At 59.4% G+C, this 12,680-nt stretch carries 9 protein-coding genes; 5 read left to right on the top strand and 4 right to left on the bottom strand.

Annotation, left to right across the window (positions count from 1 at the left end; genetic code table 11):
• Positions 1-165: 165 nt before the first annotated feature.
• Together O4G74_RS09570 and O4G74_RS09565 are read right to left on the bottom strand one after the other, a co-directional pair.
• On the bottom strand, positions 166-801 hold the full coding sequence (locus tag O4G74_RS09570; RefSeq protein WP_269402382.1) for a hypothetical protein: 636 nt from the start codon (positions 799-801) through the stop codon (positions 166-168).
• A 293-nt stretch (positions 802-1,094) separates the two neighbouring features.
• The gene (locus O4G74_RS09565) at positions 1,095-1,706 is read right to left on the bottom strand and encodes a hypothetical protein (RefSeq protein ID WP_269402381.1); all 612 of its coding nucleotides are present in this window, start codon (positions 1,704-1,706) and stop codon (positions 1,095-1,097) included.
• A 44-nt stretch (positions 1,707-1,750) separates the two neighbouring features.
• Here O4G74_RS09565 and O4G74_RS09560 point away from each other — a divergent pair, with 44 nt between their 5' ends.
• Positions 1,751-2,221, top strand: coding sequence for a thermonuclease family protein (locus O4G74_RS09560; protein ID WP_269402380.1), 471 nt, complete (start codon positions 1,751-1,753; stop codon positions 2,219-2,221).
• A 184-nt stretch (positions 2,222-2,405) separates the two neighbouring features.
• Positions 2,406-4,127, top strand: coding sequence for a retron Ec67 family RNA-directed DNA polymerase/endonuclease (locus O4G74_RS09555; RefSeq protein ID WP_269402379.1), 1,722 nt, complete (start codon positions 2,406-2,408; stop codon positions 4,125-4,127).
• 306 nt (positions 4,128-4,433) lie between these two features.
• Here the strand turns inward: O4G74_RS09555 and uvrB are convergent, their stop codons facing one another.
• Positions 4,434-6,641 carry an excinuclease ABC subunit UvrB gene (gene uvrB, locus O4G74_RS09550; protein ID WP_269402378.1) on the bottom strand — a complete coding sequence of 736 codons (2,208 nt, stop codon included), beginning with the start codon at positions 6,639-6,641 and terminating at the stop codon, positions 4,434-4,436.
• Positions 6,642-6,793: 152 nt separating this feature from the next.
• A complete protein-coding gene (locus tag O4G74_RS09545) occupies positions 6,794-8,959 on the bottom strand; it encodes a TonB-dependent hemoglobin/transferrin/lactoferrin family receptor (RefSeq protein ID WP_269402377.1) in 2,166 nt (721 codons plus the stop codon).
• A gap of 140 nt (positions 8,960-9,099) precedes the next feature.
• Here O4G74_RS09545 and O4G74_RS09540 point away from each other — a divergent pair, with 140 nt between their 5' ends.
• The 3 genes from O4G74_RS09540 to O4G74_RS09530 all read left to right on the top strand — a co-directional run bounded on the left by O4G74_RS09540 (position 9,100) and on the right by O4G74_RS09530 (position 12,676).
• Positions 9,100-10,152, top strand: coding sequence for a DUF6607 family protein (locus O4G74_RS09540; RefSeq protein WP_269402376.1), 1,053 nt, complete (start codon positions 9,100-9,102; stop codon positions 10,150-10,152).
• Positions 10,149-10,949, top strand: a complete 801-nt coding sequence (locus tag O4G74_RS09535) for a DUF4198 domain-containing protein (protein WP_269402375.1) — start codon at positions 10,149-10,151, stop codon at positions 10,947-10,949. Before O4G74_RS09540 ends, O4G74_RS09535 begins: the two co-directional genes overlap by 4 nt.
• Before the next feature lie 209 nt (positions 10,950-11,158).
• On the top strand, positions 11,159-12,676 hold the full coding sequence (locus O4G74_RS09530) for an MFS transporter (protein ID WP_269402374.1): 1,518 nt from the start codon (positions 11,159-11,161) through the stop codon (positions 12,674-12,676).
• Positions 12,677-12,680: the final 4 nt, after the last annotated feature.

Raw genomic sequence — 12,680 nt, 5'->3', positions numbered from 1 at the left:
GCGCGCGCGATGGCGGAGGTTCCGGAAAGGCCAGTGCTTGCGGCCCGCCTTTGGGGGCGGGCGAGGTGAGAGGACAGTCTTTTGGGCGCGTCCTTCGACTACGCTCAGTCCTACGGCTGCTTCATCCTTCGACAGGCTCAGGGTGAGGTTGCATGTCTCCCGCCGCTAGCCCGTGTCGTACCAGTCAGAGAGGGCCGCCGCGATCATCGCAGGGAGGCAGGCTGCAAGGGCGCCGAGTTCGGCCGAGAGCCGGTGCAGGCCAGGTTGCGGCTGGCAGATGGGCCGGATCTCTCCGGCGGCGCGCAGCCTTGCAAGGTGGCGCGCCATGCGCCGGGCGAGCCGCTCGGGGTGCCGGAGGTGTGTCAGGAGGGTGCAGTAGCGGTGCACCAGCAGTGTTTCATCGACGGGCCGGTGCGGGCGGCGCGGCAGGGCACTGAGGCGGGTGGCGTCTTCAGCAGTGTAGGGGCGCAGGATGCGGAGGAGGGGGAAGTGCGTGCGCGTGCTCGTGCTCCGGGCTCGCTCAGGATCAGTGCGGGTAGTTTCGGAGGGCGCGGTTTGGCTGGACGAGATCCCCGCCTCCGCGGGGATGAGCGGTTTCACACCTAGGTCGAGCTCCGCCGCCATCAGGACGAGGAGGCGGCGCAGGAGCGTTTCCAGCTGGCGCAGCCTCGACATGAAGCGGCGGGCGGCTGCGCGGGTCACCGGGGCATGGCGCGTGATAAGCCCCGCCCGCTCGGCCGCGCACTCAAGCGCGCCAATCATGGCGTTGAAACTGTCCCTGATGAACCCGTCGGCAATCATGGGCGCAAGTATGGGGCGGGTTTGTGGGGATGGGGAAAGTCAGAATAGATATTGAACCCAGCTATCGGCATAGCCGCAAAGACTACCCACTTAATTCCAGTTGGAAACCTCTCGATAGGCCTGCTCAATGCGTGCCCTATGGGTCATGGTAACAGCTTCTTTGCCTTGCTCGACGTACACTTCGACTTGGGATGCTGGAGCGCCGCTTAGTGCTGTAACAGCCCCAATGAACGTAAGCGTGCCTTCGACGAATTTCATTTTGATAGAGTGCTTATCCAACGTTGCCTCCTTGATTAGCTCGCCCGATACAGCGACGCGAGAGTTGTAACGACTGCCTCTGAGAACTCTTCGGAAACGCCCAGCGACGATTTTAACATTTCTACAAAATTGGCTTCTTCTTGATCAATTTGAGCGTCAGAAAAAACCAAGTTGCAGGCGACAGTAAAACCAGTTTCTGCCCAGCCCGAATTCCGTAAAACGCCTATCGCGTAGCTCAGTGCGCCCTCAAAATTCTTCGAAACGAGCTTTTCAGCGCGAACCAAAGCTTGGTTCGCCACTACGTCCGCGAACAGAGGCATCGAGATGCATGTGTTCTGCAAATCGACGATTTCGTTTTTATCGATGTGGCCGTCAGAAGCGACGGCGCAAATGCCAATAATCCCAACCGCATTTTGGATATCCGCACGCGATGGACGTTCCGGCGCGTCAAAGCTCGTCCGATTTGCAAATTTATCAAGCAACCCCATCAACACTTGCCCCCACTTCTTGTTGTGTAGATGTTTAACGCACCAAATATTAAACGTCAAATAGAAATCGAGAGCGATCTTCTCCAAGAGGTGCGGCAGAATTGATGACTTTGGTGCACAAGCCTTGGTGCGCAGGTTTTCTGCTACGACTTTGCTCAAGGACGTATCCCCGTTATTGGCGGGCGAGGGCAGAGGCTTTGACAATGAGATATTTGATCTTCAGCGTGGGTGCGATGCTGCTCGCCGCGTGTGGTGGGGAGGGGCGCACGTTCGACGAACCGGCTAATCTCTGCGAGGCGGATGGCGCGCGGTGCGTTAGCGCGTCGGTGCGCGACCTTCTGGCGGTCGATGGCGACACGTTCGAGCTACGGCGGCTCTCAGGCTCGGGCCGGGAAGAGCGGGTGCGGCTCCGCCTCATCGGGTGGGACAGTCCGGAGACGGGCGACGCGGCGGGCTGTCCAGAGGAAGACGCGCTGGGCCGCAAGACCGAAGCGCGGGCACGCGCGCTGTTTGAGGCGGGCAGCAAGGTGACGTTTCTACCGGACGGCCAGGACCGCTATGGGCGTCTGCGCGCCCATGTCTATCTCGACGGCGACCATATTGGCTGGCTGCTCTCACGGGACGGGCTCGCGCAGCCGCTTGAAGAAGGCGGGCAGGTGGATTGGTGTGGGTAAGGTGAGTTTTTAAGTGGAATGTAGAGAAAACGTATTTGACAGTCTTTCTACCTCTGGGCTATGCTGTACTACAGCTTGCGGGTAGACATTTTCGTTGTGCTTTCGCAACGAGTGCAAAAGGAGTCTTCGGGATTCTACGTTCCCTTCGGTTCGTCATAATACGTTCCCCTGGAGTTTCATAAGAGTGCCCGCAAGCCAATCATCTCTTTCTGCTTTAAAAAGCGCCACATCTCTAAGCGATTTTGCTCACTTGATCGGCGTTAAGCCACAGTGGTTATCGTATGTAATGTACGTGAGCTCGACCGGTAAGAGTTATTCAGTGTTCGAGCGGCCTAAGAAGTCCGGTGGAATGCGCACAATTTCTGCCCCGAATGGGCAGCTCAAGAACATTCAAAAGCGAACCGCAGTGCTGCTTGCAAAGTGTCACGCTGACTTGAGACGAGAAAAATTCGATCCAAGCCGTGCGCTCCAGCATGGTATCGTGAAGTCTAGAGGGTCTATCAATACGAATGCTCTGAAGCACATTGGCAAGAAGTTCGTATTTAATATCGATCTAAAAAATTTCTACGGAAGCATCAACTTCGGACGAGTGCGGGGTTTTTTTATTTCCGACTCGCGGTTTAGGCTGAGACCAGAAATAGCTACGCTGATTGCCCAAATTTGTTGTTATGAAAACTCATTACCGCAAGGTGCTCCGACGTCACCAATAATATCTGAGTTCTTGGGTAACATAATCGACTCGAGACTGAATAGATTGGCAAGGAAGCATAAGTGTACTTACTCGCGATACGCGGATGACATTACATTCTCCACAAATGTGCGTGTCTTTCCCCGAGCTATCGCGAAACGAAAGCTGCTCTCTCTAAAGCGCACGTGGGCAATAGGTCGGGCGCTCCGCAGGGAACTAAAACTAATCAAATTTGCAGTTAATCCTGCGAAGACGAGAATGCAGTGCAAGCGTGCCAGACAAATGGCAACAGGGTTGATAGTTAACGAAAAGCTCAACGTTCCTTGTGAATATAGGAAGCGAACGCGGGCGATGTGTCATTCACTTTTCACAACCGGCGAAGCCTACACAATCAGTTCTACAGATGGAGTTAAAGTACCTTTGTCTTTGCCTCAGGTCCGAGGGCGGATGAGCTTTGAATTCTCAGTGCGATCAGTCGAGTATGTTGATAGTTCCAAAGGAAACATTCGGCCATTCAGAGATTTCAAAAAGGCAAAAGAAAAGGCCCCCGAGTTCTATCGGCGTTACAGAAATCTACTTCTATTTGAAATGTTACATGCGAATGAGATGCCGACAATTCTTTGTGAGGGCAAAACTGATAATGTTTATCTAAAATGCGCGCTTCAAAAACTCGCTCCGCAATATCCAAAAATGATCTCGAGTTCGGGCGAAAGGAAAGTTCGCTTTTTCAACTATTCGACCACGACCGACGTATTGCTAGGGCTGTCCGGGGGAATTGGTGGTTTGAAGAACTTTTTAGAAACGTTGAGGGATGCTCAAAACACCTTTGAGGTCGCTCCAACGGAACATCCGCTGATAATCCTTGTCGACAATGATGCGGCAGCTAAGAGCGTGTGGTCGGTCGTCAAGAGTATCCTCAATTCGCACTCAGCCGTTGACGGTTCAGCGCCGCACTACAAGATATTTAGTAACACTTTCGTAGTTCCAATTCCAAAGGTGAATCCAGCCACGCCAATTATAATTGAAGAACTCTTTCCCCTTTCAGTATTGAATACTAAGTTAAACGGAAAAGTTTTTAATCCTCATAATCCTGGTGGAGTGAGTTCTAAAGAATACGGAAAGTGGGCGTTCGCCAAAAATGTTGTTGTTCCTAGTTATAAATCAATCGACTTTTTGAATTTTAAGCCGCTACTTGATAATATAGACGCATTGCTTTGAGGGAGTGTCCAAAGTTAATTTTTCCGACATGCTCGTAGATTCCACATCTGCCTAGAAGCCCAACTTATCCTCTCAGAGCTCCTTGAGCCTCTCCATCACCCGCTATTCGGATCCTAAGTCGATTTTCTGGACCGGCTTTTCGCTTTGCCTCGCAGCCTGTCTGGTTTCAATAACGCGTCATCCCGGCCAACCGGAGGGAGAGCCGGGACCCAGTTTGGCTGGGTGGTGTTTGGTTCAGCTGGGTCCCCGATTCCCCGGATCAAGTCCGGGGTATCCGGGATGACGGGCAGAGGGGTCTGGTCTTGGCTACAAGCCCAGTTCTTCCTCACGCAGCGCTTTCAGCTCATCCCTGAGCCTCGCCGCCTCTTCGAACTCCAGATTGGCCGCCGCTTCGCGCATCTGTTTCTCGATACTGGCGATGACGGATTTGAGGTTGTGGCCTGAGCCGGGTTCGAGTTTGGCGACGGCGTCTTCGGCCATGCCGCGCGCTGGCAGGCGGCGGGATTTGCCGCCCTTGAGCTGCTGGCTCTTGCCGCCTGGCTTTTCGCCGAGGTCGGCGAGGATGTCGGCGACGGCGCGCACGATTGTGGTCGGCGTGATGCCGTGTTCTTCATTATGGGCGATCTGTTTCTCGCGGCGCCGCTGGGTCTCTTCCATGGCGCGTTCCATGCTGCCGGTAATCCTGTCGGCATAGAGAACGACGCGCGCTTCGGAGTTACGGGCGGCGCGGCCAATGGTCTGGACCAGCGAGGTTTCCGAGCGCAGGAACCCTTCCTTGTCGGCGTCGAGAATGCCGACAAAGGCGCACTCAGGGATGTCGAGGCCTTCGCGCAGGAGGTTGATGCCGACGAGGACGTCGAACTCCCCAAGGCGGAGGTCACGGATGATCTCGATCCGCTCCACTGTGTCGATGTCAGAGTGCATGTAGCGCACGCGCACGCCCTGTTCATGCAGGTATTCGGTGAGGTCCTCGGCCATTTTCTTGGTCAGCGTGGTGACGAGGGAGCGGAAGCCCTTGGCGGCGACGTCTTTCACCTCTGAGAGGAGGTCGTCGACCTGGTTGATATTGCCATTGTCCTTCGTGCCCGTGACGGGGCGCACTTCCACTGGCGGATCGATGAGGCCGGTGGGGCGGATGATCTGTTCGGTGAAGATGCCGCCTGTCTGCTCCATCTCCCACTTGCCGGGGGTGGCCGAGACGTGGACGGTCTGGGGGCGCATCGCTTCCCATTCGGGGAATTTGAGCGGGCGGTTGTCGATGCACGACGGCAGGCGGAAGCCGTATTCGGCGAGCGTCGACTTGCGGTTGAAGTCGCCCTTGAACATCGCGCCGATCTGCGGGACGGTCTGGTGGCTCTCATCGACAAAGACGAGGGCGTTTTCCGGCAGGTATTCGAACATGGTTGGCGGCGGCTCACCCGGCAGGCGGCCGGTGAGGTAGCGGCTATAGTTCTCGATGCCGTTACACGAGCCGGTCGCGGCCATCATTTCCATGTCATAAGTGGTGCGCTGTTCGATGCGCTGGGCCTCGAGCAGCTTGTTGTGCTTCTCGAAATGGGCGAGCGTTTCCTTCAGCTCTTTCTTGATACCGCTAATGGCGCCGTTGAGCGTCGGGCGGGGCGTTACATAGTGGCTGTTGGCGTAGAGCTTGATGGCGGGGAGGTCGGCGGTCTTCTTGCCGGTCAGCGGGTCGAACTCGACGATGCTTTCCAGCTCGTCGCCGAAGAAGGAGAGCTTCCAGGCGCAATCGTCATAGTGGGCCGGGAAGATGTCGAGCACGTCGCCCTTGAGGCGGAAACTGCCGCGCTGGAAGGCGGTGTCGTTGCGGGTGTACTGGAGCGCGACGAGTTTCTCGGCGACCTCGCGCGGGTCGATCTGCTGGCCTTCCTCGAGCTTGAAGGTCATCGAGGAATAGGTCTCGACCGAGCCGATGCCGTAGATGCAGGAGACGGACGCGACGATGATGACGTCGTCACGCTCCAGGATGGCGCGGGTGGCCGAGTGGCGCATCCGGTCGATCGCCTCGTTGATGGAGGATTCCTTCTCGATATAGAGGTCCGAGCGGGGGACGTAGGCTTCGGGCTGGTAGTAGTCGTAATAGGAGACGAAATACTCCACCGCATTGTCGGGGAAGAAGGACTTCATCTCGCCGTAAAGCTGGGCCGCGAGCGTCTTGTTGGGCGCGAGAATGAGGGCGGGGCGCTGGACCGCCTCGATGACCTTGGCCATGGTGAAGGTCTTGCCGGTGCCGGTCGCGCCGAGGAGGACCTGGTCGCGCTCGCCGTTCTGGATGCCTTCGACGAGTTCGGGGATGGCGGTGCGCTGGTCGCCGGCGGGCTCATAGTCTGAAGCGACCTTGAAGCGCTTGCCGCCCTCGATCTTCTCCCACTGCCGGTCAGGCCTGTGCGGCGTCCAGTTGTCGGATGGCAGCGTGCCCGACGCATCGCGCGCGGCGCCGGACCAGTTGAATGTGGCGCCAGCATCCTGGACGCCTGAAGAGGGGGAACGAGCCATGAACGGCAAGATGGGGCGAGGGCAGGGGCGCGTAAAGGGCTGGGGGTGCACTGTGTGTGGTGCGGGAGCGGACGGCCCTCGCCGCTATTGGGCAAGGGCCGATCCGGGGGCTCGCCAGATGGCAGGGCGCGGGCGTGCGCGCGCCTGCGATGTCAGGTGCCGAACTCCCAGGAGAGGGCGGCCTTGAAGTTGCGCCCCGGCTCCGACACGCCCTCAAAGACGCGGTCATAGTCGTGCTCGAAGATGTTATCGATACCGACGTCCAGCCGGACATTCTCGGCGAAGGAGGGCGACCAGCTGGCATAGAGGTCGACCACGACATAGCCGTCTCTCTGTTCGGCCATGGTGAAGCCGCCCGCGCCATCGGCCTCGCGGCGTTCGAAATCGTCGGCGATCTGGATGCGGGAGCCGATGCGGCTGTTCCACTCCGGCATTTTGACACCGAAGTTCAGCGCCAGCCTGTCTGCCGTCAGCGAGCCAAGGTCAGAACCGTCGGAATTGTCCGTCCCTTCGATAATGGAGAGGGTCGCCTGGCTGAAGAAGCGCTCTGAGTCGTAGCGAAGTTCGCCCTCCCAGCCTTCGATCTGCGCAGAGTCGACATTGGCCGAATTGGTCGTGCCAGCTGTGCAGGGCTGAAAGGCAGGCGGCGCAAAGCAGGTCGGGTCGTAGGCGAAATCGACCGAGAGGTTGATGAGGTCCTGCGCGTCCGTCTCGAAATAGCTGAGCTTGCCTTGAAGGCGGTCGCGGCTGGTCCAGACATCGCGGAAATCGACCCCTGCGCCGAACTCTACCGTTTCGGTCTTTTCAGGAACGAGGTCCGGGTTCGGGATGAAATTGTTGTTCACGAAAACGAATGAGCCGCGGGCAGGGTTGAACAGGATGGGATGCGGCACCGAGAAGTGCACGCCGTCGAGATAAAGTTCGTTTACGGACGGTGCACGGAAGCCTTCCGAGTATGACCCGAATGCCCGGAACCATGTCGCGCCGGCCGGCTCGAAACTGGCTGCGAAGCGCGGAGAAACGGCATCGTCAGAATTCTTCTGGCCGGCCGACACAGAGGATGAGCTTTCGAACTCATCGAACCGCACGCCGGGCACGATGAGGAGTTCACCGAACTGTGTGGCGATGACGGATTCCAGCTGTGCGAAGACGCCAGTAAACTCGCTCATGCCGTCCGGAACGCCGTTCCGCGTGCCTGTTACGGTTTGATCGTCAGTGCCGACCTGTTCGTCTTCATACCAGTCTGCGCCGATGGTGATGGTGTTCTCGCTCTGGCCAAGCGTGAAGCGGGACGCGTTGCGGATGCTGAAGCCCGTCGTTTCAATATCTCGCGAGATCGTGCGCGGGACAGTCTGGTCGAACTCATCGACCTTGCTGTCAGTCTGATAGGCCGTCAGGGTCGTGTCGATCCAGTTATTGCTGGCGGGATTGAAGGTGATGGCGGCGCGGTAGGTGTCGGTGACAATGTCCTTTTCGACATCGCGGTCGAGTACGGTGTCGCCGGTGCCAGCGGTGCCCTGTCCGTTATTCGGCTCGATGGCCGTATTGTCGAACCGCTGCCATGAGGCTTCGAGGTTGAGGGCTTCGGTCAGCGCGTAGCTGCCCTTCAGGAGGCCGGTCGCGATGTCGTCATCGGACGGCAGCGATGCGCCCGAGCCAAGGTCGATGTCGCCGGACTGGCGAAGGCCGATACTGGCGACGCCGTCGAACTTGCCCTGGCGGGTAAAGCCGGAGAGGGTAGCGAGGGTCTCTTCGTTGACGCTCTGATAGCCAAGGCGCACCCGGGCGCCCATGGTCTGATCCTCTTCGAGAAAGTCTGCCGCATCGACGCTCTCAAAGGCGAGGACGCCGCCGACGGCGCCAGACCCGTAGAGTGCGGAGGCGGGGCCTTTCACGACTTCGGCCTTCCCGATCAGTTCAGGGTCGAGAAAGAAGCGGCCATCATGGGCCGAGGTAAAGCTCTGGCGCGTGCCATCGACAAGGATGAGGACATTCTGACCCGAGAGGCCGCGGATGCTGGGCAGCTCGCCCGTCCGGCGTGGGCCACCAGCGAAGTCGAGACCCGGCACATCGCGTAGAGCGTCCGAGACGGTAGAGGGCGCGAAGGTGTCGAGGTCATCGCGCGTGATGACGCTGACCTGACCGGGATAGTCGAAGACCGGGATGGGGTTGGAGGTGCCGTAGACGGTCACGGTCTCTTCGCGGCGTTCCTCGTCGTCGGGCACGTCCGGGCTCTGCGCGAGGGCAGGGGCCGACAGGATGAGTGCGGTGCCCATCAGCAGGCCGGCTCTCAGATTATGGTGGCTTGTAAACGTCATGATTTCCCCTCATGATTACTTGAGAATGATTTGCAGTCGCTCTCATTGCATAGGCTTTCGAGTATTGCAAATGATTCTCACTATCATTATCAGAAGGGGTCTAGGGCCCTTCATCGGGGCCAGCCAAGAGGGATAAGACTATGCGAAATTCGGCTTCATTCAGCGCGCTCGCCTGCGCAGCTTTCTTACTGACGTCCTGTACAGCGAGCGGCGCCGCTGTCGGGCAGACCAGCTCCGCAGAAATGGTGTCTTCGGCAGAAGAGGCAGCCAGTTTCGAGCGCGACCGGCAATCGGTTCTGGCGATGGCGGGGGACTATAAGGTAACATTCGATTTCATCGAGACCGTGCCCTTTGTGGAGGGCTATGAGCTGAAGGACCGCAAACTGTCAGGCGGTAATGAGATCGTCCGGGTTGTCGAAGACACGGGCGACTTCATCAGCCTGCAGCACATTCTTGTGGTCGGACCCGAGGATGCCCCCATCGTGGTGAAGCACTGGCGCCAGGACTGGCGGTATGAGCCGCAGCGCGTCCTGGTTTTCATTGGCGGCAATGCCTGGGCGTGGCGCGACGTGCCAGCCGGTGAGCGCCAAGGCGCCTGGTCGCAGACGGTGTATCAGGTCGATGACGCGCCGCGATATGGCGCGGTGGGCGACTGGACCTATGAGGATGGGATTGCCGAGTGGACCCCGCCGGCCGAATGGCGCGCGCTGCCGCGCCGCGATATGACGACGCGCGATGACTATCATGCGGTCGACGCCGTCAACCGTCACACGCTGACGCCGGATGGCTGGGTGCATGAGCAGGACAATTCCAAGCTGATCCTGACCGGAGAGCCGCAGGCCCTCGTTCGCGAGATTGGCGTGAATACGTATCGCCGTAGCTCTGATTTCGAGGTGGCCGCGGGCGAAGACTACTGGGCGGCGACCGAAGACTACTGGGCCGGTGTCCGTGATGAGTGGGCAAAGATTGAAGCCGAGTATCCGCGCTTTGCCATCACCATAAAAGGCGAAACCGAAGCCCTGTATAATCCGCTACTTGGCCTTGCGAACGAGGTTCAGGCAGGAGAGCGCGATACCGCGTCGGCCGTGACCGAAGCGAGATCTGTCATCCGCAGTTTCGTGACGCCCGATATCGGCGCGCTCGCTGACCGGCTTCGCCCGGCAGACCAGTCAGCTGTCGGGGAAGAAGGATGATAAGATCGCTTCTCGTCGGGGCTGCGACGCTGTTCGTTGCCGCCCCTGCCTTCGCCCATGCGGGGTTTATCGTACCGATCACCGAAAGTCCGGATGAGGAAGGCAAAATTCTCTTCCATGCGACGTTCAGCGACGACTTTCCCCATACGGAAATTGGTCTCACCTCAGACGCGTGGATGATCGTGACGCCTGAGGGAGAAGTGGGAGAATTCGGCCGTCTGGCAGAACGCCCCGACCGAACAATCCTTGAAGCGACGCTGGAGGAAAGCGGGCATTACCGTTTCTCGTCCGGCGAACGGCTCGGCCGGAAGGGCGAAGTTGCGCGGATCGATGGCGCATATTTCCTGCTCGGAGGCGACGGTCTGGACAAGGAAACGCTGCCAGAGGAGGCGGATGTTCTCACCGCCCAGACCGCGACCGTGTCAGATATTTATCTGGCGTTTGGAAAGGGGCCGCACGCATCTCTGGAGAGTGAAATCGGCAGACTGGCGATCCGGCCGGGCGCGAACCCTGCGGATCTTCGCGTCGGTGAGCGATTTGGAGCGGACGTCCTGTTCGATGGCGCGCCTCTCGCAGGGTATGACGTTACACTCTTTTCGCCCGGCTCCAGCCGGGAAGAGGGCGAGCCCGACACGGCTTTGAAGACCGATGAGAGCGGCCGCCTTGCATTTACCGCGTCAGCGCCGGGCGAGCACCTGCTTATGGTCCGGCACATCGCGCTCTCACCTGAGGGGGCCGAGACTGATGTGCGCAGCTATACGACCACGCTGACGCTGCTCGTTAAAGCGGCTGAGTAGCGACACCTCTCGATCTGATGCTGGACCAGTTACTACAGAGGCCGCGCCATGAGCCGGTCCCTCGCGCGCCAGGTAGTCCGCAGCAGCATCACGTTCGTGCGAGGTTTTCCGGATCGGGATTGACAGGGACGGTGCAAGACCGTCGAGTGGGCACTTAGCGATGTGCCTGCCAATACAAAAAAGGGCACACGTCGGGAGGAAACGGTGCCATGGCGATTGTGGACCCTGAGGCTGCGCCGATCGCGGCTGCGAACTCTCCGTCAGCACATGACGGGCTGAGCCGCCGCGCGATCTATCTGCATGGCTCGCTGGCGATCCCGCTTGCGATCTATGGCTATCCGCTGGCGATCTGGCTGCCCGCCCACTATGGCGCGAGCCTTGGGAGCCTTGCGCTCGTTGGCACGCTCCTGATGCTGGCGCGCTTTACCGACGTCTTTACCGACCCGCTCATGGGAGAGATTTCCGACCGGGGGCGCACGCGGTTCGGTCGTCGCAAGCCCTATATGGTGCTCGGGGCGCCTTGTCTCATGGTGTCGGCGTGGTTCCTGTTCGTGCCGCCTGACGGGGCCGGCGTTCTCTATCTGCTCTGCTGGCTGACGGCTTTCTTCGCGTCGGCCACGATGATCCAGATCCCGTTCCGGGCCTGGGGGGCAGAGCTCTCTGCCGATTATCATGTCCGCAGCCGGGTAACGGCCGTGCGGGAGTTCTTTGTCCTTGGCGGTCTGCTGCTTGCCGCTGCCGTGCCGATGGTGGTGGAGATCCTCGCCGATGGCGGCGCCGTGGCCGAGGTTTTTGGGGCCATGTGGCGCGACATGATCGGCGCGTTTTCCGGCGATATCATGAATCGGGTGCCGAGCGACCGCTCTGCGCTTGTGAGGCCGGTTCTCTACTGGCTCGCCATTACGATCATTGTCGCGGTGCCGCTTCTGACGCTGCTGGTGGTCACGACGGTGAAGGAGCCGCCGCCTGCCGCTCGTGAGCGCGTGCCCGTCCTTGAAGGCTTCCGCCATATGTGGCGCAACGGGCCGATGCGCCGGGTCCTGATGATCGCTTTCCTGGTGGTTGCCGGGGAGAGCCTGCGCAACGCGGTTTCGCTCTTCTTCATTCGCGACATCGTCGGCATCCCGACAATCGGGGCGGCCTATTTCCTCTATTTCGTGGCCGGGATCGCCGCGATCCCGTTCTGGCTTTGGATGGGCCGGAAGGTTGGCAAGCACCGCGCCTTCCTAGGCACTCTGGGGTTTGTCAGCTTTGTGAGCGCGGCAAACCTGTTCCTCGGTTATGGCGACTATTTCGCTTTCTTCTGCCTCTTCCTGATGAAGGGGTTTGCATTTGGCGGGCTTCAGTTCCTGCCGCTCGCGATGCTTGCCGATGTGGTCGATGTCGACAGCGCGCGCTCTGGCGGGCGGCGGGCGGGTGCCTACTTCGCGGTCATCGGTTTGTCGGAGAAGCTGGCGGCGGCGATATTCACCGGCATCGCGCTCAATATTGTGGGCCTCCTCGGCTATCAGGCGATGGGGGCGGCCGCGTCGGCAGAAGAGGGCGTGCTGGCGCTCCGTTTGGTCTACTGCCTCGGCCCGATTGCGCTTTACAGCCTCGCGGTACCGCTCATCTGGAGCTACCCGCTAACGCCTGAGCGTCATGCGCGCCTTCGCGCCAGCCTTGAACGGCGCGCGGCACGGCTGGCCGCAGCAAGAGAAGCGGGCGCGCCTTCAGCGAGCGACTGAGATT

The organism is Henriciella marina, from assembly GCF_027213945.1.
GTDB lineage: Bacteria > Pseudomonadota > Alphaproteobacteria > Caulobacterales > Hyphomonadaceae > Henriciella > Henriciella marina_A.
Note: the sequence above shows the minus strand (reverse complement) of the source record. Positions and strands in the feature narration are given on the sequence as shown.

Coding starts and splice junctions, on each gene's coding strand:
- O4G74_RS09570 (WP_269402382.1), bottom strand. CDS start 801: ATGATTGCCGACGGGTTCATCAGGGACAGTTTCAACGCCATGATTGGC.
- O4G74_RS09560 (WP_269402380.1), top strand. CDS start 1,751: ATGAGATATTTGATCTTCAGCGTGGGTGCGATGCTGCTCGCCGCGTGT.
- uvrB (WP_269402378.1), bottom strand. CDS start 6,641: ATGGCTCGTTCCCCCTCTTCAGGCGTCCAGGATGCTGGCGCCACATTC.
- O4G74_RS09545 (WP_269402377.1), bottom strand. CDS start 8,959: ATGACGTTTACAAGCCACCATAATCTGAGAGCCGGCCTGCTGATGGGC.
- O4G74_RS09540 (WP_269402376.1), top strand. CDS start 9,100: ATGCGAAATTCGGCTTCATTCAGCGCGCTCGCCTGCGCAGCTTTCTTA.
- O4G74_RS09535 (WP_269402375.1), top strand. CDS start 10,149: ATGATAAGATCGCTTCTCGTCGGGGCTGCGACGCTGTTCGTTGCCGCC.
- O4G74_RS09530 (WP_269402374.1), top strand. CDS start 11,159: ATGGCGATTGTGGACCCTGAGGCTGCGCCGATCGCGGCTGCGAACTCT.